The organism is Campylobacter sp. CN_NE2 (assembly GCF_027797465.1).
In the GTDB taxonomy this organism is placed as follows: Bacteria; Campylobacterota; Campylobacteria; order Campylobacterales; family Campylobacteraceae; genus Campylobacter_B.
In genome coordinates this window covers 374,169-401,011 of the sequence record NZ_CP115608.1, presented here as the reverse complement: position 1 = coordinate 401,011, position 26,843 = coordinate 374,169, and the positions used below count along the sequence as shown (strand labels likewise).

The 26,843-nt window shown below is 36.7% G+C and carries 20 protein-coding genes; 7 read left to right on the top strand and 13 right to left on the bottom strand.

The genetic code is table 11. From position 1 onward, the window contains the following. Nucleotides 1-59 precede the first annotated feature (59 nt). The 5 genes from PF028_RS02005 to pgsA are packed head-to-tail and all read left to right on the top strand — an operon-like array spanning nt 60 to nt 4,606. Nucleotides 60-1,124 carry a quinone-dependent dihydroorotate dehydrogenase gene (locus PF028_RS02005; RefSeq protein ID WP_270861412.1) on the top strand — a complete coding sequence of 355 codons (1,065 nt, stop codon included), beginning with the start codon at nt 60-62 and terminating at the stop codon, nt 1,122-1,124. Next, nucleotides 1,124-2,377, top strand: a complete 1,254-nt coding sequence (locus PF028_RS02000) for a M16 family metallopeptidase (protein WP_270861411.1) — start codon at nt 1,124-1,126, stop codon at nt 2,375-2,377. The genes PF028_RS02005 and PF028_RS02000 overlap by 1 nt, the downstream gene beginning before the upstream one ends. After that, entirely contained in the window at nt 2,370-3,266 is an 897-nt protein-coding gene (dapA, locus tag PF028_RS01995) for a 4-hydroxy-tetrahydrodipicolinate synthase (protein WP_270861410.1), read from the top strand. Before PF028_RS02000 ends, dapA begins: the two co-directional genes overlap by 8 nt. An 11-nt stretch (nt 3,267-3,277) precedes the next feature. After that, on the top strand, nt 3,278-4,054 hold the full coding sequence (locus PF028_RS01990) for an enoyl-ACP reductase (RefSeq protein ID WP_270861432.1): 777 nt from the start codon (nt 3,278-3,280) through the stop codon (nt 4,052-4,054). Between the two features lie 15 nt (nt 4,055-4,069). Continuing rightward, nucleotides 4,070-4,606 carry a CDP-diacylglycerol--glycerol-3-phosphate 3-phosphatidyltransferase gene (gene pgsA, locus PF028_RS01985; RefSeq protein WP_270861409.1) on the top strand — a complete coding sequence of 179 codons (537 nt, stop codon included), beginning with the start codon at nt 4,070-4,072 and terminating at the stop codon, nt 4,604-4,606. A 517-nt stretch (nt 4,607-5,123) separates the two neighbouring features. Here pgsA and PF028_RS01980 read toward each other — a convergent pair. Next, on the bottom strand, nt 5,124-12,410 hold the full coding sequence (locus PF028_RS01980) for an autotransporter outer membrane beta-barrel domain-containing protein (RefSeq protein ID WP_270877203.1): 7,287 nt from the start codon (nt 12,408-12,410) through the stop codon (nt 5,124-5,126). Between the two features lie 356 nt (nt 12,411-12,766). On the opposite strand from PF028_RS01980, the gene rseP reads away from it, so the two are divergent. Beyond that, the gene (gene rseP, locus PF028_RS01975) at nt 12,767-13,879 is read left to right on the top strand and encodes an RIP metalloprotease RseP (RefSeq protein WP_270861312.1); all 1,113 of its coding nucleotides are present in this window, start codon (nt 12,767-12,769) and stop codon (nt 13,877-13,879) included. Then, complete coding sequence (locus PF028_RS01970) at nt 13,879-14,526, top strand: YggS family pyridoxal phosphate-dependent enzyme (RefSeq protein WP_270861311.1); 648 nt, start codon at nt 13,879-13,881, stop codon at nt 14,524-14,526. The genes rseP and PF028_RS01970 overlap by 1 nt, the downstream gene beginning before the upstream one ends. 146 nt (nt 14,527-14,672) lie before the next feature. Here PF028_RS01970 and PF028_RS01965 read toward each other — a convergent pair whose 3' ends face one another. From PF028_RS01965 to mltG, 12 genes are all read right to left on the bottom strand, one after another. After that, nucleotides 14,673-15,797: a GDSL-type esterase/lipase family protein gene (locus tag PF028_RS01965; RefSeq protein WP_270861310.1), complete on the bottom strand. Its 1,125-nt coding sequence runs from the start codon at nt 15,795-15,797 to the stop codon at nt 14,673-14,675. Beyond that, nucleotides 15,787-16,971: a DUF459 domain-containing protein gene (locus tag PF028_RS01960; RefSeq protein WP_270861309.1), complete on the bottom strand. Its 1,185-nt coding sequence runs from the start codon at nt 16,969-16,971 to the stop codon at nt 15,787-15,789. The genes PF028_RS01965 and PF028_RS01960 overlap by 11 nt, the downstream gene beginning before the upstream one ends. Continuing rightward, nucleotides 16,971-18,335: an MBOAT family O-acyltransferase gene (locus tag PF028_RS01955; protein WP_270861308.1), complete on the bottom strand. Its 1,365-nt coding sequence runs from the start codon at nt 18,333-18,335 to the stop codon at nt 16,971-16,973. Before PF028_RS01955 ends, PF028_RS01960 begins: the two co-directional genes overlap by 1 nt. A 134-nt stretch (nt 18,336-18,469) precedes the next feature. Beyond that, complete coding sequence (locus PF028_RS01950; protein WP_270861307.1) at nt 18,470-18,952, bottom strand: flavodoxin domain-containing protein; 483 nt, start codon at nt 18,950-18,952, stop codon at nt 18,470-18,472. Between the two features lie 115 nt (nt 18,953-19,067). Next, entirely contained in the window at nt 19,068-19,619 is a 552-nt protein-coding gene (locus PF028_RS01945) for a 2-oxoacid:acceptor oxidoreductase family protein (RefSeq protein WP_270861306.1), read from the bottom strand. Continuing rightward, nucleotides 19,616-20,461, bottom strand: a complete 846-nt coding sequence (locus tag PF028_RS01940; protein ID WP_270861305.1) for a 2-oxoglutarate ferredoxin oxidoreductase subunit beta — start codon at nt 20,459-20,461, stop codon at nt 19,616-19,618. The genes PF028_RS01945 and PF028_RS01940 overlap by 4 nt, the downstream gene beginning before the upstream one ends. A gap of 1 nt (nt 20,462) precedes the next feature. Then, nucleotides 20,463-21,584 (bottom strand): 2-oxoglutarate synthase subunit alpha, encoded by a 1,122-nt coding sequence (locus PF028_RS01935; RefSeq protein WP_270861304.1) that lies wholly within the window; start codon nt 21,582-21,584, stop codon nt 20,463-20,465. A gap of 3 nt (nt 21,585-21,587) precedes the next feature. Continuing rightward, nucleotides 21,588-21,890, bottom strand: a complete 303-nt coding sequence (locus PF028_RS01930; RefSeq protein WP_270861303.1) for a 4Fe-4S binding protein — start codon at nt 21,888-21,890, stop codon at nt 21,588-21,590. After that, a complete protein-coding gene (locus PF028_RS01925; protein WP_270861302.1) occupies nt 21,887-22,807 on the bottom strand; it encodes a lactate/malate family dehydrogenase in 921 nt (306 codons plus the stop codon). The genes PF028_RS01930 and PF028_RS01925 overlap by 4 nt, the downstream gene beginning before the upstream one ends. 20 nt (nt 22,808-22,827) lie before the next feature. Continuing rightward, nucleotides 22,828-25,026 carry an NADP-dependent isocitrate dehydrogenase gene (locus PF028_RS01920; RefSeq protein WP_270861301.1) on the bottom strand — a complete coding sequence of 733 codons (2,199 nt, stop codon included), beginning with the start codon at nt 25,024-25,026 and terminating at the stop codon, nt 22,828-22,830. A gap of 116 nt (nt 25,027-25,142) precedes the next feature. Then, nucleotides 25,143-25,859, bottom strand: a complete 717-nt coding sequence (locus tag PF028_RS01915; RefSeq protein ID WP_270861300.1) for an acyl-[acyl-carrier-protein] thioesterase — start codon at nt 25,857-25,859, stop codon at nt 25,143-25,145. A 6-nt stretch (nt 25,860-25,865) separates the two neighbouring features. Next, nucleotides 25,866-26,807, bottom strand: a complete 942-nt coding sequence (mltG, locus tag PF028_RS01910) for an endolytic transglycosylase MltG (protein ID WP_270861299.1) — start codon at nt 26,805-26,807, stop codon at nt 25,866-25,868. Nucleotides 26,808-26,843: the final 36 nt, after the last annotated feature.

The following is a 26,843-nucleotide window of genomic DNA, read 5'->3' as shown; positions in this document are numbered from 1 at the left end:
GAATTTAATCCGCTTTTTAACTAATTTTTGCTAGAATTTTGCGTTTTTCAAGGATAGATATGTATTATAAAACTTTAAAAAAATTGCTTTTCAAATTTGACCCCGAAACAGCTCACGGCTTAGCCGAATTTGCTCTTAAAAACGGCGGAAATTTTGATTTTATACTAAATTTGATTTCTAAAAATTTTTCTTATCAAAATGAAGCTTTAAAACAAAATATTTTTGGGTTAAATTTTGCAAATCCGCTTGGAATCGGCGGTGGCTTTGATAAAAACGCAACGATGATAAAAGCACTAAACGCACTTGGATTTGGCTATTTAGAATACGGCACTTTCACGCCAAAACCACAACCCGGAAACGCTAAGCCTCGCCTTTTTCGCCTAATAGAAGAAGAGAGTTTGCAAAATGCAATGGGCTTTAACAACAAAGGCTGGGAAGCTATCGCAAAAAGAGTAGAAAAAATTTATCCTTTTAAGGCTCCCTTAATCGCAAATATCGGCAAAAATAAAATCACGCCAAACGAAGATGCGTTAAAAGACTATGAAATTTTAACGCAAAAATTCAAAGATTTATGCGATATTTTTGTTATCAATATTTCATCGCCAAATACCCCAAATTTGCGTGATTTGCAAGATGAAAAATTTATAAAAGATATTTTTGAAACCATGAAAAGCATAACCGATAAACCAATCTTGCTAAAAATCGCCCCCGATATGAGTTTTGGCAAAGCGATTGATTTGTGTTCTTGTGCCGTGCAAAACGGCGCAAACGGCGTAATCATCAACAACACAAGCATTGATTATAGCCTAACGCCAAAGGCAAAAGATTTTGGCGGACTTAGCGGAAAGCTAATCACAAAAAAAACAAAAGAGCTTTTTAAAGCTGTGGCAAACGAGCTTTTTGGAGAAACGATTTTGATAAGTTGCGGTGGTATCGACAACGGTAAAGAAGCCTATGAACGCATAAAAATGGGTGCTAGTTTGGTTGAAATTTACACAAGTTTTATCTTTAAAGGTCCAAGCGTGATTAAAAATATAAATTCGCAAATTGCTGAGTTGCTCGAAAAAGACGGATTTACTAATATTACCCAAGCAATCGGCGTAAATGCTAAAAAGGCAATATAATGTTTCCTAAATTTGATAAAATCACCCTAGAAAACGGACTTGAAGTTTATGCGGTACCTGTGAATTTAGGAAGTAGCGTTATAAGTGTCGATATTTTTTATAATGTCGGCTCAAAAGATGAAATCATGGGCAAAAGCGGTATAGCCCACATGCTAGAACACATGAATTTCAAATCTACAAAAAATCGCAAAGCAGGAGAATTTGATAAAATCGTAAAAGGCTTTGGCGGTGTAAATAACGCGAGCACGGGGTTTGATTATACTCATTATTTCATAAAGTGTTCAAATGCAAATTTAGAAAAATCGCTCGAACTATATGCTGATATTATGCAAAATTTAGATTTGCAAGATGATGAATTTCAGCCCGAGCGAAGCGTTGTCTTAGAAGAACGCAGATGGCGGACCGATAACGATCCAAGCGGATATTTGTTTTTTAGACTTTACAATACGGCTTTTTCGTATCACTCTTATCACTGGACGCCAATCGGCTTTAAAGAAGATATAAAAAACTGGACGATTGATGATATAAAGGATTTTCACGCTAAATTTTATCAACCAAAAAATGCCGTTTTGATTGTCGCAGGGGATATTGAAAAAAATCAAATTTTTGATTTGGCTAAAAAATATTTCGGTAATATCGAAAATAAAAGCGAAATCCCACAAAATCACTGCACCGAGCCAGTTCAAGACGGAGAAAAATCTGCTATGATTTATAAAAAAAGCGAAGTTGATATTGTGGCTATTGCTTTTAAAATTCCGCCATTTAACCACGCAGATCAAGTAGGACTAAATGCCCTTGAAGAGTATCTAAGCGGCGGCAAAAGTTCGCTTTTTCAACGAGTTTTAGTTGATGAGAAAAAGTTGGCAAATTATGTTGGAATTTATAATATGTCGGCAAAATTTGAGAATTTATTTATTATTTTTGCTTATGCAAATATCGGCATAAAAGCTGAAATTTTGCGTGATGAGATTTTTGATTTAATCGAATTTGCAAAAAACACAGAAATCACAGATGACGACATGACAAAAATTCAAAACTCTGTTAAAAAAGATTTTATCTACTCACTTGATAGTGCTTCAAAAGTCGCTTCTATTTTTGGAGATTATATCATTAGGGGCGATTTGGACGCTTTATTTGCCTATGAAAAAGGGATAAAAAATTTACAAAAGGCAAATTTAAAAGATTGTATGGAAAAATATTTGGTTAGAAAAAATTCAACAACGATGATATTAAGAAAGGAAGAAAATGAATAAAAATGTCATTACAGGCTCGATGGTTGCGATAATCACGCCTTTTAAAAACGGAAAAGTAGATGAAGTAAGTTACGCAAAACTGATAAAAAGACAAATCGACAATGGCATAAATGTGATAGTTCCTGTTGGGACCACAGGCGAGAGCGCGACTTTGACGCATGATGAGCATAGAATTTGCATAGAAATCGCCGTTGATACATGCAAAAATACAGGCGTAAAAGTCCTAGCAGGGGCTGGCTCAAACGCCACACATGAAGCTGTTGATTTAGCTAAATTTGCTCAAAACCACGGAGCTGACGGAATTCTCTCCGTTGCGCCATATTACAACAAACCTACGCAAAAAGGGCTTTATTTGCACTATAAAGAGATAGCAAATTCTATCGAAATCCCGGTATTACTTTATAATGTCCCGGGCAGAACGGGTTGCGATATTTCAGCCGATACAATCATAAAGCTATTTAACGATTGTGATAATATTTACGGCGTTAAAGAAGCAAGCGGAAGTATCGATAAATGCGTGGATTTACTAGCGCATGAGCCTCGCCTTGTAGTCGTTAGTGGCGAAGATGCGATAAACTATCCGATTTTAAGCAACAGCGGAAAAGGCGTTATCTCTGTAACAGCAAATTTACTGCCTGATTACATTGCAAATTTGACAAATTTTGCGATGAAAAACGAATTTTTAAAAGCAAAAGAGATAAATGATGATTTGTATGCAATAAACAAAATTCTATTTTGCGAAAGCAACCCAATACCGATAAAAGCGGCAATGTTTTTAGCTGGTCTTATTGATACGCTTGAATATCGCCTACCACTTTGCGAACCAAGTAGCGAAAATCTCAAAAAAATCGAAAGCGTAATGAAACAATACAATATAAAAGGATTTTAATGAAAGAGTTTATGAACGAATTTAAAGGAAAAACATTAGTTATCAGTGGCGGAACGCGTGGCATTGGTCGAGCGATAGTTTTAGAATTTGCCAAATGTGGCGTAAATATCGCTTTTACATACAATTCAAATGCAGATTTAGCCAACGAACAAGCTATTGAGCTTGAAAAAGAATTTGGCATAAAAGCAAAAGCATATCCGTTAAATATTTTAGAGCCTGAAACCTACAAAGAGCTATTTTTAGAAATCGACAAAGATTTCGATAGGATTGATTTTTTCATCTCAAATGCTATTATCTCAGGTCGCGCAGTAGCCGGTGGATATACTAAATTTATGCGTTTAAAACCGCGTGGTATAAATAATATCTTTACTGCAACCGTAAATGCCTTTGTCGTGGGCGCACAAGAAGCAGCTAAACGCATGGAGCTAGTTGGCGGCGGTAGCATAATAAGTCTAAGCTCAACAGGAAATTTAGTCTATATAGAAAACTACTCAGGTCACGGCACGGCAAAAGCAGCAGTCGAAGCCATGGCAAGATACGCCGCGACTGAGCTTGGAGAGAAAAATATTCGCGTAAATGTCGTAAGCGGCGGACCTATCGAAACTGACGCTTTAAGAGCATTTACAAACTACGAAGAAGTTCGCGATATGACGGCAAAATTATCACCTCTTAACCGCATGGGTCAGCCAACAGACCTAGCAGGTGCGTGTTTGTTCCTTTGTTCGAGCAAGGCTAGTTGGGTAACAGGTCATACATTTATCGTCGATGGCGGAACGACTTTTAAATAAAATTCGGAAAAGCAAATGTGGAATTTACCAAATATCTTAGCTAGTTTTCGTGTTTTACTTGCGCCTTTGTTTTTGTATTTTCTGATTTTAGCAGGAAACAACGACACGAGTGTCCATACAAGTTGGCTAAACTACTTTGCCGCACTTGTTTTTGTCATCGCTTCGGTAACGGACTTTTTTGACGGATATATCGCTAGAAAATGGAATCAAATCACAAAACTAGGCTCGATCATCGATCCACTAGCCGATAAAATGCTTACACTTGCGGGTTTTTTGGGACTTGCTCTCATTGACCGTGCAAATGTCTGGGCTGTTTATCTTATTTTGATCCGTGAATTTTTTATCACAGGATTTCGCACGGTTATGGTTAGCGAAAATATCAGTGTTTCAGCGTCCATGGCAGGAAAGGTAAAAACCGTTTTTCAGATGATAGCAATCGGCTTTTTAACCATGCAGTGGAAAGGCGGAGAGCTTTTACTTTGGATAGCCGTCATCTTAACGCTATATTCAGGGTTTGAGTATATTTTTGCTTATCTTAAAAATAGAAAATAAATTTGCAAATTTTTAGATTGTTTTTCTTTGCTTGTTCGCAATGACATATAGAGAAAATTTTTTCTTTATTGTCCTTGCAAACTGAGCGAGAACGATTTTTATCCATTGTCATTGCGAGAATTTACGAAGTAAATTCGAAGCAATCACCAAAGCTAAAATAACCAAAATGCGAATTTGCAAATTTAAAAAATTCAAAAAGAGTAACCAAATTTTATAAATTTTCCAAAAAATCAAATTCTAAATTTAACCATTGGCGATTGCCACTAATTTGCCTAACGGCAAATTCTCGCAATGACAATGCAAATTTATTTAATTATTGACGATTGTTTTGTTCGTTTTCTTGCAATGACAAATTTTAGATTACTTTACTGCGTATTTTTTCTCAATGACAAATTTTTTTATCATTTTGAACTTTTATTAGAATACCAAAAAAAAATTTCATAAAAATAAAAAAGGGAAATTTGACAACTTCTGCCAAATTTCCCTGAATTTAAGAGTTAAATTTTATTACAAATAATTAAAATTTAAATGTTACTCCAAGATTTCCGCTATATCCCTTTTCTTTTCCGACATAACCTTTTGCACCAGCTTCGAATTTGATAGAGCTATTTTCATAGACATAGCCTATTTCTCCGATACCAGTTGAGCCTTTTAGTTTAGGACTTGCAATGTCAGCACTTCCAAAGGTTGGTAAGCTTAGAGTTCCTTTTGATTCTCCGTCAAATTCATATTGATACGAAGCCCCTACATAAAGTTTGCTTGTATCACTGAATTTGATATTATCTTTAAAACCAACTTGTGTTCTAAGAGAAGTTACACTATCAAAGTGAGTTTGAATTCCGTTTAGAACTATATCATTACCTGCTGTTTTAGCCCAAATACCCCTTGCAAAAATATCTAACTCATTTGAGTTTGTTAGATTAAATATCTTGCCTAGTCCTAAGTGGGCTCCATAGTAGGTATTGCTTATATCAAATTCTTTATAAGCAGCTGTTGTTTCATAGCTTGTTTTTGCTTTTCCTACTCTACCGCTTATTTCTGTGTAGAAGTTATTTAAAGTGGTAAATCTAGCAAATGCTCCACCGCCTATAAATTCAGTTTTACCGCTTCCTGTTGTGCCGTCATCTAAGAAGCTATCATATTCTCCTTTGCCGTATTCTACAAATAGACCTGTTGTTAGGTTTCCGCTATTAAAATAATCATTTCCTGCGACACCTGCATTTGCATTAAAACCTTTTATATCTATGTGGGAGCCTGTTGTGTCTTCTTTATCGTATCCGCTTACAAAAGCAAATGTTACTGCTTTTCCTAAATCTAAATTTGAATTTGTAGAATTTGCACCATTTGCAGATAAAGCTGAATTTGCATTATTTGCCGAATTTGCAATATTTCCTAAATTTGATACAAGTAAATTTGCTCCTTCATTTACCGCTGTGCTTTGAGATAGTTTAGTTTCTAGTAGTGTTTTTGCACCGGCATTGTTTGCAGTGATATTGCCTATACCGCTACCACCGCCAGTGCCTGAACCGCCAGTGCCTGAACCACCTGTACCTGTTCCACTACCACCAGTGCCTGAACCACCAGTGCCTGAACCACCAGTGCCTGAACCACCAGTGCCTGAACCACCAGTGCCTGAACCACCAGTACCTGAACCACCAGTGCCAGAACCACCAGTGCCAGAACCACCAGTGCCTGAACCGCCAGTGCCTGAACCACCTGTACCTGTTCCACTACCACCAGTGCCTGAACCACCAGTGCCTGAACCACCAGTGCCTGAACCACCAGTGCCTGAACCACCAGTGCCTGAACCACCACCAGAACCTGAACCACCAGTATCAGGGTCGCCGTCAAATGATATGTCTAAATTCTTAGCCGTGCTATCAAGGGCGATTTTACCTGTTATATTGATAAGACCTGCGATATTTACATTTGTCAAATGTGCTTTGCCGTTTGCTTCTGTAAAGCCCGTTATGCTTCCAGCTGTTTGGATTAGATGAATTTTATCATCTTTGCTTGTTATGCCTGTGGCGTTGCTTAGGTAGGCATTTACTTTTGTGTTTGTTAGGTCGGTTGTGCCTGTGCCTGTTAAGCTTAGAGCAACTTGTCCGTTAGAAGCAGAGCTTGGCAAGTAGAAATTTATCTCTTGTGCGGATATATCATTTGCTGTGATTGAACCTAAGCTCATAGCATTTGAGCTATCACCAAAATTTACAACATTATCTGCCCATATATCTCCGCTGATATTTGCTTTTGCATTTGAGAAATGAATATCTCCAAAATATGATTTTAAATCATCATTTATTGTTAAATTTGTATTTGGATTTAACACTATATCATTATCGGCTACGATATAGTAGTTAGCATTAATATCACCTGATAAATTCAAACTATTAGCACTTGTGCTACCATTTAGCGTAGAGTTAGCTATACTTACATCACTACTTGCGGCATTTATCTCTCCTACATTTTTAGCATTAGCAAGATTGATTATAGTTTGCTCAGTTAGGTTTATTGCTAAATCCTGATAGTCAGCACCATTTGTTAAATTTATGGTTATGCCATCAACCACACCTGCTTCGTCATCGCCGAAAGTATCGCCTGTGATAGTTTCGACCGAATTTGCCGTGTCTGTAATATATAGGTCTTTTTTGTCGCTACTTTGGAAAATTCCGCTTTTGGCGACATTATACTGGGTGCTTCCAATTACATTAAAGACATTGCCGAAGCTTTGAGTGGCTAAAAGCCAAGCGTCATTTACGCTTATTTCGCCGCCACTTTTTAGTAGATAGTATTTATTTCCCGTGCCGTCAATGTAAGCTTTATAACCGTCAGCCGAACCATTAACTTTTATGGTTGTATTTGCTAGGTTAGTATTGGCTGTGCCTGTAAGAGTTAAAGCTGTTTGCCCGTCATTTAGCGAACTATCTAAATAGAAATTTAAATTTTCAAAATTTACTATATTTTCAGCTTTTAGTTTATCCATAGCTACGGTTTGTGTGCTAGTGCCTATGTTTAGGGTGTTGTATTGAGGCAACATGCCGCCTGATATGGTTCCGCTTACAGCTCCGCTACTGAAATTTACGGTATTTGATGAAGTCATACCTGCATATATATTATTATTGAAATTTGAACCTATATTTACGGTATTTCCGCTATCTGATACGGCAGTAGTTCCGTTTGCGCCATTGCTAGAAGTAGCGTCTGTGATAGTTACTAGTTCTTCACTATCAAAGTCGCTCGTGATACCAAATTCTTGCTCTTTTTCGTTGCCTTTATCATCTACCATAGTGCGAGTGAATTTATCACTAGCTGTGATATTAAAGATTTTATCCTTAGAGCTCCACTTGATGGCAGGGTCGCCGCTAAATGATAGGTCTAAATTTTTGCCGGTGCTATCAACGGCGATTTTGCCTGTTACATTGATAAGACCTGCGATATTTACATTTGTCAAATTTGCATTGCCGTTGGCTTCTGCAAAGCCTGTTATGCTTCCGGCTGTTTGGATAAGATGAATTTTATCATCTTTGCTTGTTATGCCTGTGGCGTTGCTTAGATAGGCACTTACTTTTGTGCCACTCAAATCAACAGAATTTGCGACTTTCAAGGCAGTTTCATCGTTGGCGACATTGCTTGGCAAATAGAAATTTAGCTCTTTTGCTTTTAAAGCAGAAATATCATAAATGTCCATTACCATAGCATTGCTACTATCGCCGAAATTTGCGGTTTTTACATCTATACTAGCTCCCGTATCAAATGTCGAACCGTCTTTTATGTCTAGGGTTGAACCACTACTTATCACGCTTCCGACATTATGAGCGTTTGTTAGATTTATGGTTGCAGAATTTGCGATATTTATGTTAAGTTTAGCATAGGCGCTATCTGCTAAATTTACAGTTATGCCGTCTCTTATTCCTGCTTCGTCATCGCCGAAAGTATCGCCTGTGATAGTTTCGACCGAATTTGCCGTGTCTGTAATATATAGGTCTTTTTTGTCGCTACTTTGGAAAATTCCGCCTTTGGCGACACTATACTGGGTGCTTCCAATTACATTAAAGACATTGCCGAAGCTTTGTGTGCTTTTTAGCCAAGTATCATTTACATTTATAGTTCCTGTGCCTGTGTTTTTTAGCAAATAGTATTTATTTCCCGTGCCGTCAAGGTATGAGCTAAGGTTATCTACGGTTATGGTTGTTTTTGTTAGGTCGGTTGTGCCTGTGGTTGTTAAATTTAGCGCAACTTCGTTGGCATTTAAATCTGAGTAGAAGTTTAAGTTATCGAAATTTTTGATATTTTTAGCTTTAAGATTTTTTGCCTTTGTTGTGCTAGTGCCTATGTTTAGGGTGTTGTTTTTATTTATCGTAAATGTGCCATTAAAAGCGCCGTGTATTTCAGCTGCCGATGTATCTCCGCCTAGAAGTGTTACGGTGCTGTCGCTTACATTGTTAGTACCAGCTGGTGTATAACCTGCATAAATAGCATTTGTTACGGTACCGCCGTTTATAATGACTTCATTACCGATAGCCTTTCCACTCATAGATAAGCCACCATAAATTTCTTTTACTTCTCCGCTATTCATAACGACTTTATTACCGCTAACATTTTCACCAGCAGTAGTATAACCGCCAAAGATGCTGTAATCAAACGAATTTGCACCTAAATTTACATTTACGGTATTTCCGCTAAATGAGTCAACAAAAGTTCCCCCTGTGCCGTCGCTATCAGTAGCGTTTGTGATAGTTTTTAGTTCTTCGCTATCAAAAGCATTTGAGATAGTAAATATTTCATCTTTTGTATTTGTGCCGTCTGTCATAGTGCGTTTGTATTTATCAGGTGCTGTGATATTAAAGATTTTATCCTTAGATGACCACTTCACAGGGTCGCCGCTAAATGATAGGTCTAAGTATTGAGCCGTGCTATCAACGGCGATTTTACCTGTTACATTGATAAGACCTGCGATATTTACATTAGTTAAAGTTGCATTGCCGTTGGCTTCATCAAAGCCTGTTAGAGAACCTTTTGTTTGGATTAGATGAATTTTATCATCTTTGCTTGTTAAGCCTGTGGCGCCACTTAGATAAGCATTTACTTTTGTGCCTACTAGGTTTTTCGTGCCGGTATTTTGCAGACTTAGAGCAACATTTCCGTTAGAAACATCGCTTGGCAAATAGAAATTTAGCTCTTCTGCTATTATATCGCCTACTATAATCGAACCTAATCTCATAGCGTTTTTACTATCGCCGAAATTTATAGCCTTAGTTGTAGCTACCGTTCCACCGATATAAGCCCCGGCGTCTGAGAAGTTGATATTGCCTTGGGCTGAGTTTAAACCGCCTATTATCGATAAAAATGCATTTGCCGTTATATCATTTGTAGCATAAAAACTACCGGTAGCGGTTATCGTCCCTGTGCCTAATAAATTTAGGCTCTTGCCATGCACTAATTCTCCTGTAAATGACGAAGAATTTATATTTATATCACTATTTAAAGCCACTACATTTCCGACATTTTTAGCATTATTAAAATTTATCGTAGCTTGTCTAGACGGAGATAAATTTATTTTTAGATTACTATAAGAAGCGTCTGCTAAATTTATAGTTATGCCGTCTTTATTGGTTCCTGCTTCGTCATCGCCGAAGGTGTCGCCTGTGATAGTTTCGACCGAATTTGCCGTGTCTGTAATATATAAGTCGCTTTTATCGGCACTTTGGAAAATTCCGCCTTTGGCGACATTGTATTCAGTTTTTGAAGTTACATTAAAGGTATTTCCCGTAACGCTTTGAGTGCTTTTTAACCAAGCGTCATTTACATTTATAGTTCCTGTGCCTGTGTTTTTTAGTAGATAGTATTTATCTCCTGTGTTACCTGTAATGTAAGCTTTATATCCGTCGTCTGTGCCATTAACTTTTATGGCTGTGTTTGTTAGGTCGGTTGTGCCTGTGCCTGTTAAGCTTAGAGCAACTTGTCCATTAGAAGCAGTGCTTGGCAAATAGAAATTTAAATTATCAAAACGATAGATATTGTTAGCTTTTAGCGTATTCATATTTGCTAACGGAGCAGTAGAGCTACCTATGTTTAGGGTGTTATTTTGACTTGCAGATGAGGCATTATCAGTAAAGCCAAATATATCCCCTGATGTATCTCCGCCTAGAAGTGTTACGGTGTTGTCACTTACTTCGCCACCACGGCTACCTCCGGCAATGATATTACCTGTTACTGTGCCACCGTCTATGATGATTTCATTACCGCTGACTTTTCCTGTTTGGCTAGTCCAACCGCCATAAACATCTTCTATCTCTCCGCCGTTTATAAAGACTTTATTACCGCTTACTTCGCCATAACCGCTAGTACCACCGTTTATCCAAAAAACAACTCCTTTGTTAAGATTTACCGTATTACCGCTAACATCTTCATTGATGTCATAATCTCCACCGCCAAAGATAGCAATACTAGATGGATTTGCACCTACGAAATCGATATTTACGGTATTTCCGCTAAATGAGTTAGCAAAAGTTCCCCCTGTGCCGTCGCTAGAAGTAGCGTTTGCGATAGTTTTTAGTTCGCCAATATCAAAACTATCTGTGATAGTAAATATTTCATCTTTTGTATTTGTGCCGTCTGTCATCGTGCGAGTGAATTTATCACTAGCTGTGATATTAAAGATTTTATCCTTAGATTTCCAAGTCGCAGTCGATGTCGCAGGGTCGCCTGTGAAGTTTAAATTTAAATATTTTTTATCACTGCTTACGGCTATGTTACCTGTTAAATTTATTAAACCTGCTATGCTGACATTTGTGGCACCATAAACATTGCCACTAAGCGGAGTAGTTAGCGTTCCTGCGGTTTTAATAAGGTGTATAGGGTAGTTTGAGCTTAAATTTGTAGCACTAGCAAAATCGACAGCTACGGACGAAGCACTTAAATCTGTCTCGCCTGTGTCCGTTAAAGTAAGAGCTACATCGTCTTGGGCTATATCTCCGCCTAAATAAAACATTATGCTAGGAAAATTATAGATATTTTTTGCTTTTGCTTTATTCATAGCTAACGCAGTAGAACTGTCGCCTAAAAATAGCATATTTTTTGAGCTAAAATCTTGTCCGCTACCTGCGACTTTTACAAAAGTAAGAGTACTTGGGTCAAAGCCGTTACTTACCATAGAAGTTATCGCAGCAGTATCTACGCTAACGCCCACTCCGCCGTAAATGTCGCCCTTAACTTCTCCGCCGTAGAAATATACGCTATTTCCTGTGGCACTCCCTGCTCCGCTAACTGCCGTCATACCGCCTACAACATCGTTATTTATAGTGCCGTCAAGGATAATTACAGAATTTACATCGGCACTTTCTAAACCGATACCGCCGATAGCGTAATCTGTCGTGCCGCCGTTGATGGTTACGGTGTTTTGATTTGCAGTGCCTAGATATACGCAGTTGCCAAATACTACACACAAAGCGTTTTCGACACCTGCACTAAGTCCGCCTATGATACCTTTTGCCGTGCCATTGTTTAGAGTAACTGCGTTAGTATTTGCAGTCTCCGGCGAACCTGTGGCTAACTGATACCCGCCAAAGATATAGTCGTTAAACGAATTTGTGCCTAAATCGACATTTACGGTGTTTGCGTTTGAGCTTGTTAGCTCGTTATCGCCAAACCTTTTTGTAATCTCGTTTTTAGTCACACCGCCGTCGGTGGAATACACAGCCTTGCCGCCCTCCCACGAAATGTCATAGTCCGCAAGTGCCAAATTCGGAGCAACCGCCATAAGCGTAGCTGCCGCTACAACGCTAAATTTGAGTGAAGATTTCATATCATTTTCCTTTGAAAGGTGGTTTTGTTTAAATTTGATTTGTTTTTTTGTTAAAATCGCAAAATGCCTAAAAATAGAGCATTTTAAGCGATGACGGGACAGAAACAAAAAAAAAAAAAACGCTCAATTTAAAATCTATTAATAATACAAAAAAAAAAAAAACGATTTTTTAATGAGTGCTTATGTTTAGCTTAAATCTGTGAGAAAATTACAAAAGTGAGAATTTTATAAAAAAAATCGCAATGGCCTTAAAAATAAATTTTAAAATAAAACTAAAATTACTTAAATTTCCCAAATTAAGCCCAAATTTTATCTTTTTTGCTACAATCACAAGAAAAATTTATTAAAGGTTAAATTTGAAAAGTATTTTATTAGTTTTGGCGATTTTAGGGGCTGGATTTTATTTTTACGGCTTAAATTTTATGCTCGTGCTACTTGCGATTTCATTTTTGATTTTTTTCCACGAGCTTGGGCATTTTTTGGCAGCAAAAAAGCTAGGAATTTGCGTAAATGTTTTTAGCGTTGGCTTTGGCGAAAAAATTTACACCAAAAAAATCGGACAAACTGAGTATGCCATAAGCGCAATCCCACTTGGCGGCTATGTCAGCCTAAAAGGACAAGAAGATTTAAACCCAAACGCTAAAAGCGACGATAGCGACAGCTACACTACCCTGCACCCATTGGGACGCATTTTTATACTTTTGGCAGGTCCTGCTTTTAACATTATTTTGGCGTTTTTTATCTATATCGCACTTGGCTACATAGGCGTGGAGCGACTTGCGCCAAAAGTCGGTAAAATCGGCGAAAACTCCGCCGCTGCCACCGCAGGAATCCAGCTAAATGATGAAATTTTATTTATCAATCAAAACAAAATCAACGAGTGGGACGATATATCGAAATTTGTTACACTTGAACCGCTAAATTTACAGCTTAAACGAAACGGAGAGATTATAAATTTAACTCTCACGCCAAAAATCGGCGAGAAAAAAAATATGTGGTTGGAGACGATAAAAACGCCGTTAATCGGCATTTCGCCAAACGGCGAAAGCGTGATACTAAAAAATACGGGGCTAAATTCGCTAAAATTTGCACTTGATGAAACTTACAAAGCTTCAAAGCTGATTTTAGTAGGACTCGAAAAGCTCATCACAGGCGTCGTTCCGGCACGAGAAATGGGCGGAATCGTCGCTATAACTGACATCACGGCAAAAGCAGTCGCCTTTGGTCCGAGCGTGTTTTTATTTATCGTGGCGCTCATTTCTGTGAATTTAGGCATACTAAATTTGCTCCCAATCCCCGCACTTGACGGCGGACATATCGCATTTAACATTTACGAGCTGATTTTTAAAAAGCCCGTCTCCGAGCGCGTATTTGTCGCACTTAGCTATGTCGGCATGGCGCTTTTGTTTGCGTTAATGGCATTTACGATAATAAACGACTTTTTGCGACTTGGCGGGGCGTATAACTGATGAATTTAGAGCAAATTTGGCAAAATATAGAAACAGCTAGACAAAAGTGTGGCGTGTGGGAAAATGTCCGTCTAATCGCCGTTAGCAAAAATGTAGATACTGACGCAGTGGAAAATCTCTACTCGCAGGGGCAAATCGAATTTGGCGAAAACCGCGTCCAAGAGATGAAGCGAAAATGCGAAATTTTAAGCGACCTGCCCCTAAAATGGCACTTCATCGGCTCACTGCAAAGTAATAAAATAAATCATCTACTTTCCCTACGCCCTACTCTGTGGCAAAGTTGCAACTCTTTTGAGCTAGCCCTTGCCGTAGATAAAAGAGCAAATTTCACGCTAGATACGCTTTTGGAGATAAACTCAGCAGACGAAAGTAGCAAAAGCGGGATAGAAATTTCACGCGCGATTGATGAGTATTTAAAGATAAAAGAGAGTTGTGAAAATCTAAATTTATGTGGTGTTATGAGTATCGGCGCACACTCGGACGACGAAAACGAAATCGCTAAAAGCTTTGAAACTACCTTTCGCATTTTTGAAAATTTACGCCAACACGGCGCAAAAATCTGCTCAATGGGTATGAGCGACGACTACGAACTCGCCATAAAATGCGGGTCAAATATGGTTAGACTTGGACGGATTTTGTATAGGTAAGAAAATGGAAAATAATAATTCAACACGCAATATTGAAAATGAAAAATTAAATATTATTATTTACAATACAGATATAGAGATTAAGCCTATTTTTGTAATGACAAAAAATGATAAAACTTTGCAAAACTTATTAAAAAAGCTAGATTTTAATTTCCAAGCCTATTTTTTAATGCATTTGCCAGTATTTCGCCGATTTTTTCGTATCCTGCTTTTGTGAAATGAATATCGTCATTTTTAACCAAGCCACTTGCTTTCCATACGCTCCAACCGCCGTTTGCTTCGATAAAATCTCTTAAATCAAAATACATTGTGCGATTGATTTGTGCTAGGCGCATTACGGCATTTCGCACATCGCTCACACGAACGGCTTTTGGGCTAGGTGGCGGCGAAATCAACAAAAACCTAGCACTTGGCTGCGAAATTCTAAGCTTGTCGATTAGCTCTTGCAAACCTTTGCTAAATTTAGCGATGTCTAAATCTTTATCCATAGCATCATTTGTGCCGTAAGCAATGACAAATAAATCATAATTTAGCTCGTCAAAATCCCGTATAAACGCGTCTTGGCTCCATTTACGATGAATATGAGAAAACGCCCCGTTTAACGCACACGAGTCGGCGAATTTCGCATTTTGGGATTTGAAAATTTTGTATCCGCCAAGATAAATATCATCTTGAAGCGTGGTTATTATTAGCGGGAATTTAACGCTAAATTTGGAGTATTCCCAGCTATTTTGCATATTTTGTGAGATGATAAATTCTTTGTTTGTGGCGTCTTTGACATTTAGAATTTCGCCATTTACAGAACCTTTATGCAAAATTTCAAATTCAAACTCACCGCTAAGCTGTTTTAGTCCTAAATTCATACTCGCACCTGCATTTTGCGCCCACGCCACAACGCCACAAAGCGGATAATCATCAAAATCTTCAAGCCGTGAATTTATAGTCGTAAAGCCGTGCTGGGAGTAGCTTAAATTCTCGCTTTTTTGAAATCTCGGCATAATAGGCAGAACAAAGCCAATGCTGTTTTGGTTAAAAAAGTTTTTGCGAAACGAATTTATCGTATCATCACTGGCAAAATGCGAATCGCCGAAAAATTTAATCCCAAAGCCGTAATCGTTCATCGAATAATTTGTCATCAAAGGCATTTGATTTGAGCCGAAATTTACGATATTTATGGCTTTTATGTCTGAGACTTTTATCTGTTTGCTTAAATTTACACAGCCCACCAAAACGAGCGAGAAAATCGCCACAGAAAAAAATCTAATTAACATTTATCATCCTTAAAATTTCTTTTGCTATTAGCATTGAACCTGCTTTTGTTATGTGAATTTCATCGTCTTGGCGAAGTTTTATCGTTTTATTTCCCAAATTTAAATGCGAAATATACTCGCCGTTTTTGCAAATATAATCATCTGTTCGCATAAAAATTCCGCCAAATTTTGTATTTTCTTCTTTGTAAATTTTATTTAATTTGCGAATTTTAGAATCAAACGATTTCTTTTTCATACAAGGAAGCGAAAGCCAAAGCACCTGTGCGCCACCGAGCGAGGCTGTTTCGTAAATTTCATCGATATTGTTTTTGTAAAAATTTATCCACTGCTCTGAGTAAAACTCCCTATTTGCGCCGTCAATGCGTTTGCCCCACACATCGTTTGCACCAAGCAATACAACAACAAGCTTAACACCGCCAACTTCGCGCATAGTTTTTTTGATTTCCTTGTTAAAATCGTGATATTTTTTTGTCAAAAGCCCTGTGCTGTGTTTGCTAAGATCAAAAGCCCTTAAATTCGACTTTGGAAAAATCTGCTTTGCCGCTCTTGCGACATACTCCATAACGCTATCGCCGACAAAAATCACACCATCGCCCGAATTTAAAGAAATTTTAGTTCCTGTGCGTTTTGGTTTTATACTGGCTATTTTAACTTCCGGCTTTGCTAAATTTTCATCTGCATTGGCTGCTAAATTTGCCGTTTTATTTGTGTCATTTTGCTCTGTTTTTTGAGAATTTTGTGCGATTTTTTTTGCATTTTCACGCAACTGCAAAATTTTCTTTTTATTATCTTCTAAAATTTTATTTTGCCGTGCCAATTTTTGGTTTTTGGCATTTTGCTCTTTGCTTTGGCGAAAATACTCAAAAACTTCTTGCGAAATTTGCGTTAAATTCATATCTGTTGCCATGAAATTTTGCTCTTTTGGAAGCGTTAGAGAATTTAGCAAATTTTCGCAAATTTTTTCGTTTGGATTTGTAAATTCGATTTCATTTTTAAAGCCGTTTTTGACGAATTTATAGGCTTTTGCGCCACTTCCTAAGCACGAATTTGCACTAATCTCACGCAGATTAAAATCGTTGTGATATTTTTGTTCTAAATATGTAAAAAACGATTCTTGCATAAAAAAAAGCGAACAAAGAGCGCAAAATAGTAAAGTCGCAACAAATTTAATCATCAAAAACTCGCATAAATAAAATTTGGAATTCCGCTTGGCATAAATGTAAAAATAGCGATAAATAAGGCACTTAGCACAATCGGTTTAAGCGCAAACGGCATTTTTTGTAACGCTAAATTTAGCCTTTCTTTGCCGTTTGTAAATTTGGTATAAAAAAAGAGCAAAAAACAGAGCATAACGGCGATAACAAACTCAGAATATGACGAATACAGCCTAACTTCACCCAAAGCTTTAAAAATATTTAAAACATCGCTAAATTTGTCATTTGCGAAAAATACCCAAGCAAAACTAACATATAAATAGTTTAAAAACACTGCTAAAAACGGCGTTTTAATCCGCCACGATGAGGTTAAATTTAAAAACACCACAGCCACGCCGTGCAACAAACCCCAAATCAAAAAATTCAGCCCAACACCATGCCAAATTCCTGATAGCCCAAATGCGATTAGCAAATTTAAAGAACGCCTAAATTCGCCGTGGCGATTTCCGCCAAGCGGGATATAGACATAATCTTTTATAAAATTTGATAAACTTATGTGCCATCTTTGCCAAAATTCTTTCACATTTTTTGAAATATAAGGCATATCGAAGTTTTTTGGCAACTCAAATCCAATACAAAGCGCAAGAGCCGTAACAATATCGACATAACCGCTAAAATCGGCATACAACCAAACTCCGTATAAATTTATAGCAAGGAGAATTTGCATAAATGAAAAGCTGTGTGGATCATCAAAAACGCCTGTTACAAAATCGCCCAAATAACTTGCGATAATGAGCTTTTTAACGGCTGCGAAAATCAAAAGCGTAAAAATCAAATCTGCATTTTTAAACTCTCTTTTTCGCTCGAATTGTGGCATAAGAAATTTGCTTTTGCAAATCGGACCTGCAACAAGTGTCGCAAAAAAGGACAAATAACAAGCAAGAGTTAAAAATGAAACAATCTTTTGCTCTTTTTTGTAAATCGCCGTAAGATATGTAATCGAAGCAAAAGTATAAAATGAAATTCCTATCGGAAAAGCGATTTGTAAATTTATGCTTTCAAAGCCAAAAAACGCTAAAACTGCACTAAATTCGGCATAAATTTGGTCGTAATATTTGAAAAAACAAAGATAACAAATCGCAAAAAAGACACTCGCAAGAAGCGCAAATTTGGTCTTTTTATAATGTATAAAAAAAGCAGAATAGTAAATAAAAGCCGTGTAAAATAAAATAACTAGTAAAAAATGTGGGCTAAAAGTTAAAATAAGCGCGTAATTAAAAAGCAAAATCAGATAATTTTGCGTTTTGTAATGATTTTTAAAAGCCCAATATATGCAAAAAAATAGTATAAAAACGGAAAAAAATTCAATCGAAAAAAAACTCATAATCTCCCCATAAAATGAAAAATCGATTATATAAAAATATTCATAATAAATTCATAATACGGACTAAAAATTTATAATTTTTTTGATTTAAAATGAGAATTTAGCCCCTATTTTTGGGGCTAAATTTAAAAAAATTAGAATTCGTTTTTGAATTCGCTTATCCATTTATCGGCTCTATTTTGCCACTCTTTATCGCCTTTAAAGTCGATTGTAAGACCAACAAATTTGCCGTTTATAAACGCGCGTGAGTAGTTAAATTTATAACCTTCCGCACCCCAAAGACCAACTAAATTTGCTTTTTTTAGCACAGGCAAGAAAGCTGCTAAACCACTACAAAAATCATCAGGGTGTCTTTCTTGATTTCCGACACCTACAAGAGCGACTTTTTTGCCACCCAAATCAGTAGAATTTAGCAAATCAAGTTTATCATCAAATTTAGCATGAATTTGACCATCGCCGTGTGTTGAAACTGCCAAAACAAGTGCATTTGCATTTGCTAAATCATCGCTTGTTAAATCTTTTGCTTCTTTTGCTTCAAAGCCAAGCTTATTTGCGATATATTCGCCAACTACTTTTGTATCGCCACCTTTTGTAGCATAAACTAACAATTTTGCCATTAAATTTTCTCCTAAAAATAAAAAATATTTTGTAATTTTAGCTAAATAAGATAAATATTGTATTAAAAAAATAAAAAATTTGAAAGCCCGAATTTACCGAGCTTTCAAAATAAATTTAAGCTTTTAAAGCTTCTTTCGCGTATTTAGTTCCCAAATCAAACGCCTTTTCATTTACCGCTTTTGTCTTTTCAGGAACGGTTGAAAGCATCTCTTCTTTTACGACATTGGCTTCCATACATTTTGTAAATTCAACGGCGATTGCGAGAGCAACAACGCTTTGAGTAATCACATTTCCGACTTCGTATTTTGCGATTGTAATAATTGGAATTTCGTAAATTTTGAATTTTTTACGATCTTCATCTGTCGGTTTTACCAAATTTGGCTCGATTACGACGATTCCGCCCTCTTTAACATCTGATTTATAAAGATTATAACCGCTTTGAGCAGTCGCGATCATAAAATCAATCTCGCCGTCATTTGCATAAGGATACAAAATTTCATTGTCATCTAAAATAATATCAACTTTTGTCGGACCGCCACGCACTTGCGAAGTATATGTCGAAGCTTTTACGCCGTAACCGCCTTTTGCGATTTTAGCGGCAGCTAGAATTTCTCCTGCTAGGATAACGCCTTGACCGCCAACGCCTACAAATCTTAACTGGTTCATTTTATCTCCTCAAAATTTATAGCTGTTTTGTTTTGTGCTGCTTCGATGACTTTTTGGTAAGCTTTTGTGTATTCGATATGCGAATCATCTTTATGCAACACGCCAAGCGGGAATAGCCCTTTGCGTTCTTCTTCGCTCATAGCCTCAAATTTTACCTTTGAAATAGTGCGTTTATCGATCCAATCAAGCATTTTTGTAGCTTCGCCCATTTTGTTTTTACGACCCAAATTTATGTGGCAGTTTGAGAAAATGTCAAAAAAGCTATATCCGTCGTGTGAAAAACCTTCAACAAAAAGTTTTTCAAGCGCATTTGGATTTAAAACGCTTTGGCGACCTACAAATGTAGCTCCTGCGCCTATTGCAAGTTTTGCAGCGTCAAAATTTGGATCGACATTTCCGTATTGAGCTGTAACAGTCCAAAAGCCTTTTGGCGTAGTAGGGCTTGTTTGCGAATTTGTAAGACCATAGATAAAGTTATTTACCAAAATATGATTTAGACCGATATTTCGTCTGCAACCATGAATCGTATGGTTTCCGCCAATCGCTAGTCCGTCGCCATCGCCTGTAACAACGATAACATGCTTATCAGGATTTGCTAGTTTTATTCCTGTTGCGTATGCAACGGCTCTTCCGTGCGTAGTATGAACGGTGTTACAATCAATATAGCTTGACATTCTACCGCTACAACCAATACCGCTAACAACGCAGACATCGTCCATATTCCAGCCCATTTTGTCAATCGCTCTAATGATACTTTTTAGGATAACGCCGTCGCCACAACCCCAACACCAAAGTGTCGGCATTTTATCAACTCTCAAATATTTATCGTAATTAAACGCCATTTTAAAACTCCTTAACTTTTTCGATAATCTCAGACGGGCTTAGCGGTCTGCCGTTTGCTTTAAGTAGAGTTTTGAAATCATCTCTTAAAGTTACTCTTTGAATTTCTTCTAAATATTGACCTAAATTTAACTCGGCAACCAAAATTTTCTTAAATTTTTTACCGATTTCTTTTAGCTTTTTCTCAGGGCTTGGCCACAAAGTAATAGGTCTAAATAGCCCTACTTTTACGCCTTCGCTTCTAAGTTTATCGATAGCAGCTTTTGCTGAGCGACTTACGCTTCCATAAGCTATAATGCAAATTTCGGCATCATCAAGTTTGTATTCTTCGTAAAGCGCGATTTCATCAGCGTGAGCGTTGATTTTATTAAATAATCTTTTAATATTATAATCAACCATTTCGCCGTTTTCTGTCGGAAAGCCCGTATCGCCGTGATGAAGACCTGTTACATGGTAGTGATAACCTTTGAAAAATTTATTCAAAACTGCCGGTTTATCGCTATTGGCTTTATAAGGTTTATAATCTTTTGGATCTCCGTTAAATTCGGCTCTTTGCTCGATTTTTAAATCAGCGATTTCAGGGATATTAGCTTTACCTTGCATATGTCCTAGCGTTTCATCAAGTAGCAAGAAAACAGGCGTCATAAATTTAGTCGCCAAATTAAAAGCTCTAACGGTTTCAGTGTAAGCTTCTTCTAATGATCCAGGACATAAAGCGATACTTTGGTAATCGCCGTGGCTTGGAGTTTTTGCTTGTAAAATATCGCCTTGTGCAACGCGAGTTGGAAGACCTGTTGATGGACCGCCACGCATAACATTTACGATAACAAGTGGAATTTCAGCGATAAACGCTAGACCAATTTGCTCTGATTTTAGTGAAATTCCAGGACCAGAGCTTGCCGTCATCGCTTTTGCACCGCTCATAGCAGCTCCTAATGCAACCGAAATTCCTGAAATTTCATCTTCCATTTGGATAAATCTACCACCTGCGCGTGGCAATAATTTACTCATCTCGTGAGCAACTTCGCTTGACGGAGTAATCGGATAACCGCCGAAAAAATTACATCCGCACTCAACAGCAGCTTTTGCCGCTAAAATATTTCCTGTTGATATAACTTCTCTCATCGGTTATTCCTTTGGTTTCATAAAGTTATTTGCTTTGATTTTTTCAGCCAAAGCTTTGCTCTCAGGCGTTAATTTGCCGAATTTAAAGCCTTTTTCTGCAACATAAATCGCAAAATCAGGGCAGTGGTTCTCGCACTCCCTGCAACCGATACAGGTGCTAGGGTCGATAACTTCGATCATCATGCCTTGGATAGCATTTTGATCTTCTCTCATAGCCAAAGTTCCGCTTGGGCAGTAGCTAACGCAAATGTTACAAGCTTTGCAACGCGCTTCATCAACCCATACGGCGACATTTTGTTCAATCATTTTGTCTCCTTATTTTGAGTTTTTATTTCAATATTTTTTATTTTTTCTTTAAAATATGCAAAATTTTGCGTAAAATTTTGCGAATAATTAAATTTCAAAATCTCTTTTACACCGAATTTTCTAAGTTTTACAAATCTTCCGCAAGGAACTTCGCTTTCATCAATAACACTACAAATAAGCGTTTTATCTTCTTCTGTCATAATTTGTTTTATGATTTTAACAATCCCGCTAGCAGGGGCTAAAAACGCAGAAGTACCTAGCAAATTTACGATTTTTGGACCACAATTTTTAGTACTTTGCGAGATTTCATCGAATTCTTTATTGCTAAATTCGACTTTTTTATTATCTATAAAAATTTCGTCTTTTAAAATTTCCATTTTATCGTTATGAAAGCCCACAACACTAGCTTTTATTTGTGAAATTTTTTCATTTTTCAAATTTGAAATTTCACATTTAAGTCTAGCGCTATCTAGTTCTCCCGCCATGCCAATAACTCGATTTTTAGGAAATCCGCTTGATTTGTAAGCTGTATAAACCATAAAATCAAGCGGATTTGTAACTAAGATAATAACCGAATTTGGTGCGATGTTGGCAATTTTAGCAGAGATTTCGCTAACTATTTTTGCATTTATTTTTAGTAAATCTTCCCTGCTTTGCCCTGCTTTTCGTGTTTGCCCTGCCGTTATAACGACTATGTCATAACTGCTTAAAATCGCATAATCGCTTCCGCCGATAACCTTTATATCTTTTTCAAAAACGGCACTAGCATGTGATAAGTCAAATGCCTTGCCGATTGCTAAATTTTCGATTATATCAACAAGTGCGATTTGTGAAATTTTATCGCTAAATTCGGAGCAAATCAATCCGTATGCGACATTTGCACCGATATTACCTGCTCCGATAATGCCTATTTTCATCTTTTCCCCAAATTTCAAATCTAGTCGATAATTTTATTTAGCGTAGCACTTGGTCTCATAACTGCGTTTGCTTTGTTTTCATCAAACATATAATAACCGCCCATATCCACAGCTTTGCCTTGAACGCCAAGTAGCTCGTTCATAATCTTTTCTTCATTTGCTTTTAATTCGTTAGCTAAATTTTCAAAATCGCCTTTAAATTTGGTTTTTGATAACTCATCAGCCCAATACATCGCCAAATAAAAATGGCTTGTTCTATTATCAGGCTCACCTGCGTTTTTGCGTGGAGCTTTATCATTTTTAAGCCAAGTTGAAACAGCGCTATCAAGGGTATCTGCAAATATTTTTATATCACCAGAGTTTTTGATTTCAGCTAAATGTTCTAAACTTACAGCAAGAGCTAAAAATTCGCCCAAACTATCCCAACGCAAGTGATTTTCTTTTGGAATTTGGATTGCGATTTTTGGCGCAGAACCACCAGCACCAGTTTCAAACAAACCGCCGCCATTTAGTAAAGGCACAATTGAGAGCATTTTTGCGCTAGTTCCAAGCTCTAAAATCGGATATAAATCTGTCAAATAATCTCTCAAAACATTTCCCGTTACGCTAATGCAGTCTTTTCCGCTTCTAATGATTGCGTTTGATTTGATAATCGCGTCATAAGGATCGCAAATTTCAATATCAAGCCCACTTAAATCATAATTTTTAAGTTCGCTCTCAACGATTTTTTTGATATTCATATCGTGAGCGCGGTTTTTGTCTAGCCAAAAAATAGCTTTCGCTCCTGTTGATTTCGCACGATTTACGGCTAATTTTATCCAGTTTTTAATAGGCTCATCTTTTGCCTGTGTCATTCTAAAAATATCGCCTTTTTCAAGTGCAAATTTAAAAATTTCATTGCCTTTTTCATCTTTAATGCAAATTTCGCCGTCTTCGCTCATAATAAAAGTTTTATCATGGCTTCCGTATTCTTCGGCTTTTTGAGCCATAAGACCGACATTTGAAACCGTGCCTATCGCAGCAGGATTTAGCTCTCCGTTTTGTTTTAAATCATTTACCATTGCCTGATAAATCAAAGCATAAGAGCGATCAGGAATCACGGCTAGTGTGAATTTTGTTTCGCCATTTTTATTCCAAAGTTTTCCGCTATTTCTTATCATCGCAGGCATTGAAGCGTCAATTATGACATCGCTTGGAACATGCAAATTTGTAATGCCGTTATCGCTATCGACCATTGAAATTTCCGGTCTTAAATTTAGAATTTCGTTGTATCTATCTAAAATTTTCTTTTTGCACTCGTCACAAGGCAAATTTTCGATTCTTGCGAAAAAGTCTTTCATGCCGTTGTTTTCATTTACACCGACATTTGCAAGTTCTGTTTTGAACTCTTCAAAAATTTCTTTGAAAAATATTTTAACAAAATGTCCAAACATCACAGGATCGCTAACTTTCATCATCGTTGCTTTTAAATGAACAGAGTATAAAAGCCCTTTTTCTTTGGCATAATCAATGCTTTTAGCGATAAATTCATCAAGTTTTTTCGCACTCATAAATGTCGCATCGATAACTTCATTTTTCTTTACAGGTAGCGTTTTTAAGAGCTTTTTCTCTCCGTTTTTATTTGTAAATTCGACATTTAAGGTCGTAGCGTCAGCAAAAATATGCGATTTTTCATTTGCATAAAAATCGCCTTCGCTCATCGCTAAAACTTCTGTTTTGGTATCTTTATCCCACTTTCCGTTTCTGTGCGGATTTGCTTTTGCGTATTCTTTTACTGCTTTTGCGCTTCTTCTGTCTGAATTTCCTTCGCGTAAAACAGGATTTACAGCGCTTCCCAAAACTTTTTGATAACGAGCAAAAATATCTTTTTCTTTTTCGTCTTTTGGCTCACTAGGATAGTTTGGAACCATAAAACCTTTGCTTCTTAGCTCATCTATACAAGCAACAAGCTGTGGCACGGAAGCCGAAATATTTGGCAGTTTTATGATATTTGCGCTTTTTTCTTTTGTCATATCGCCCAAAATTTTCAAAAAATCAGGGATTTGTTGTTCAGGTTTTAAATAATCAGCAAAATTTGCTAAAACCCTACCCGCAAGTGAAATATCCATCATCTCAATATCAACATTTGCACTTTTTAAAAATCGTTTAATAATAGGAAATAGCGAGAAAGTCGCCATCGCAGGGGCTTCATCCGTGTAGGTGTAAATAATGTCGCTCATAATTTCTCCTTTGCAACTAAAAATTTTTAAATTCTATCAATTTTTACATAAAACAACTATTTAATTAAAAATGATAATTTGAATTTAAGTAATATTTAAGTCTAAAATTATCCAAATTAAACAAATTCCAAAATCGCTTTTAAACTATCTTTATCATTATAAATTGCCACGATATGCGAATTTATGGCTTTTGCATATTTGCAGATGATTTTTTCGCCAAATTTTATACTATTTTTATATGAAATTCTAATTTTTGAAAAATTCATATTTTTATAAATTTCATCAGGCAAAGCTTCATACGCAAAGTGCAAATAAAGCGTATTATGGACATGGTTATTTATGTCTATGTCGCTTTTTCGGACATTTATAGCGGTTTTGGTATCAAAATTTTGTGGAATTTCTATTTTTTTAACTTCAAATTTAGTATCAACGCTTTCAGGCTCATACATATCGATTAAAGATTTATCGATTTTGCCAATTTTTGAATTTATCAAATCAAACAAAATCCACTTAGAACTACCCTTTATATAAACTTCATTTTGAGCACAAAGCTCATACTCCCTAATACTATAAAGTGGCGATTGTCGCGGTAAAATCCAAGTTTTAACTTCAAATTTAGCTTCGCCGTTTTTTGGATATTTTAAAATCTCAATATTCCACTCATTTAAAACCCAGCTTTTTCCGTTTTCTAGCATTTTTGAAATACTATTTCCGACCAAATCAGAGTGAATTCCGCCGGAATTTTCAAAAAATTCCAAAACTTTTTCAATTTTAATATTGCCGTTATTTTCAAAATCGTTAAATAGCGGAAAATAATCGCTTTTTACTATCATTTTGCCCTACTTTCTTGCTTTTGCTACATTTCTTTGATGTTCGGCGATGGTTTTTGCAAAGTCATGTGCGCCTTTTTTGCGATCAAGCATAAAATATAGATAATCTGTCGTAGCAGGATTAAGAGCGGCTTTTATAGCGTCTTTTGAGACCGTGCAAACGGCACTTTTTGGTAATCCGTCGTGCAAGTATGTATTAAATTCGCTAGTGTCTGTGCGAATTCGCTCAGGCGTAACCCTAATATGCGAATACTCACCGTAATTTAGCGTTCCGTCCATTTGAAGTTTCATATTTTTAGCTAAACGATTTTCGATGACAGATGCGACAATCGGCATTTCATCAGCATTTGCAGCTTCTTTTTGAATAACAGAAGCCTTGATTATCACGCTTTGCCAAGCAGTTATATTAAAATCTCCCAAAATTTCTTTGCTTAAATTTTCATGGAATTTAAGCGAAGAATTTACCAAATGTTTTATAATTCCTGCTTCGTTTTCATCTTTTGAAATTTTATATGTTTCAGGCACTAAAAAACCCTCATAAAACGGCGTAATCGCATTATATTCGCTTTGAAGTTTTTCAAAATCAAAATTATGATCTTTTGCTAAATTTTTCAAAAACACGATGGTCGTCTCGCCCGGAATCAGCGTAAAGCTTTGCATTAGGGGCTTAGCCTTTGTTAGCTCATATAAAAAATCAATTTTAGCTAAATTCGTGCCTGAAAGCTCGAAACTTCCCGCCTTAGCATGTCCAAAACTAGCTAAAATTCTAGCATCAAATTTAGTAAAATATGGATATTTTTTTGAAAGTTCGGAAAGAATTTTGACTGCCGAGCCTTCGGGGATTTCGACTATTTTTTCGTTTGGAATTTTTGTCGTTAAATCAGATAAAAAAACACCCACAACCACCAAAATAGCTTCAATCAAAAAACATAAAAATCTAAAAAATTTCATAAATAAATCCAAAGTTTAAATTTAAAAAACCGAAAA

Bases quoted from the DNA above. Each gene is read 5' to 3' on its own strand.
- dapA (WP_270861410.1), top strand. From the start codon at position 2,370: ATGAATAAAAATGTCATTACAGGCTCGATGGTTGCGATAATCACGCCT.
- PF028_RS01955 (WP_270861308.1), bottom strand. From the start codon at position 18,335: ATGAGTTTTTTTTCGATTGAATTTTTTTCCGTTTTTATACTATTTTTT.
- PF028_RS01970 (WP_270861311.1), top strand. From the start codon at position 13,879: ATGAATTTAGAGCAAATTTGGCAAAATATAGAAACAGCTAGACAAAAG.
- PF028_RS01945 (WP_270861306.1), bottom strand. From the start codon at position 19,619: ATGAACCAGTTAAGATTTGTAGGCGTTGGCGGTCAAGGCGTTATCCTA.
- PF028_RS01965 (WP_270861310.1), bottom strand. From the start codon at position 15,797: ATGTTAATTAGATTTTTTTCTGTGGCGATTTTCTCGCTCGTTTTGGTG.
- PF028_RS01935 (WP_270861304.1), bottom strand. From the start codon at position 21,584: ATGAGAGAAGTTATATCAACAGGAAATATTTTAGCGGCAAAAGCTGCT.
- pgsA (WP_270861409.1), top strand. From the start codon at position 4,070: ATGTGGAATTTACCAAATATCTTAGCTAGTTTTCGTGTTTTACTTGCG.
- PF028_RS01915 (WP_270861300.1), bottom strand. From the start codon at position 25,859: ATGATAGTAAAAAGCGATTATTTTCCGCTATTTAACGATTTTGAAAAT.
- PF028_RS01930 (WP_270861303.1), bottom strand. From the start codon at position 21,890: ATGATTGAACAAAATGTCGCCGTATGGGTTGATGAAGCGCGTTGCAAA.
- PF028_RS01990 (WP_270861432.1), top strand. From the start codon at position 3,278: ATGAACGAATTTAAAGGAAAAACATTAGTTATCAGTGGCGGAACGCGT.
- PF028_RS01925 (WP_270861302.1), bottom strand. From the start codon at position 22,807: ATGAAAATAGGCATTATCGGAGCAGGTAATATCGGTGCAAATGTCGCA.
- mltG (WP_270861299.1), bottom strand. From the start codon at position 26,807: ATGAAATTTTTTAGATTTTTATGTTTTTTGATTGAAGCTATTTTGGTG.
- PF028_RS01980 (WP_270877203.1), bottom strand. From the start codon at position 12,410: ATGAAATCTTCACTCAAATTTAGCGTTGTAGCGGCAGCTACGCTTATG.
- PF028_RS02005 (WP_270861412.1), top strand. From the start codon at position 60: ATGTATTATAAAACTTTAAAAAAATTGCTTTTCAAATTTGACCCCGAA.
- PF028_RS02000 (WP_270861411.1), top strand. From the start codon at position 1,124: ATGTTTCCTAAATTTGATAAAATCACCCTAGAAAACGGACTTGAAGTT.
- PF028_RS01950 (WP_270861307.1), bottom strand. From the start codon at position 18,952: ATGGCAAAATTGTTAGTTTATGCTACAAAAGGTGGCGATACAAAAGTA.
- PF028_RS01940 (WP_270861305.1), bottom strand. From the start codon at position 20,461: ATGGCGTTTAATTACGATAAATATTTGAGAGTTGATAAAATGCCGACA.
- PF028_RS01960 (WP_270861309.1), bottom strand. From the start codon at position 16,971: ATGATTAAATTTGTTGCGACTTTACTATTTTGCGCTCTTTGTTCGCTT.
- PF028_RS01920 (WP_270861301.1), bottom strand. From the start codon at position 25,026: ATGAGCGACATTATTTACACCTACACGGATGAAGCCCCTGCGATGGCG.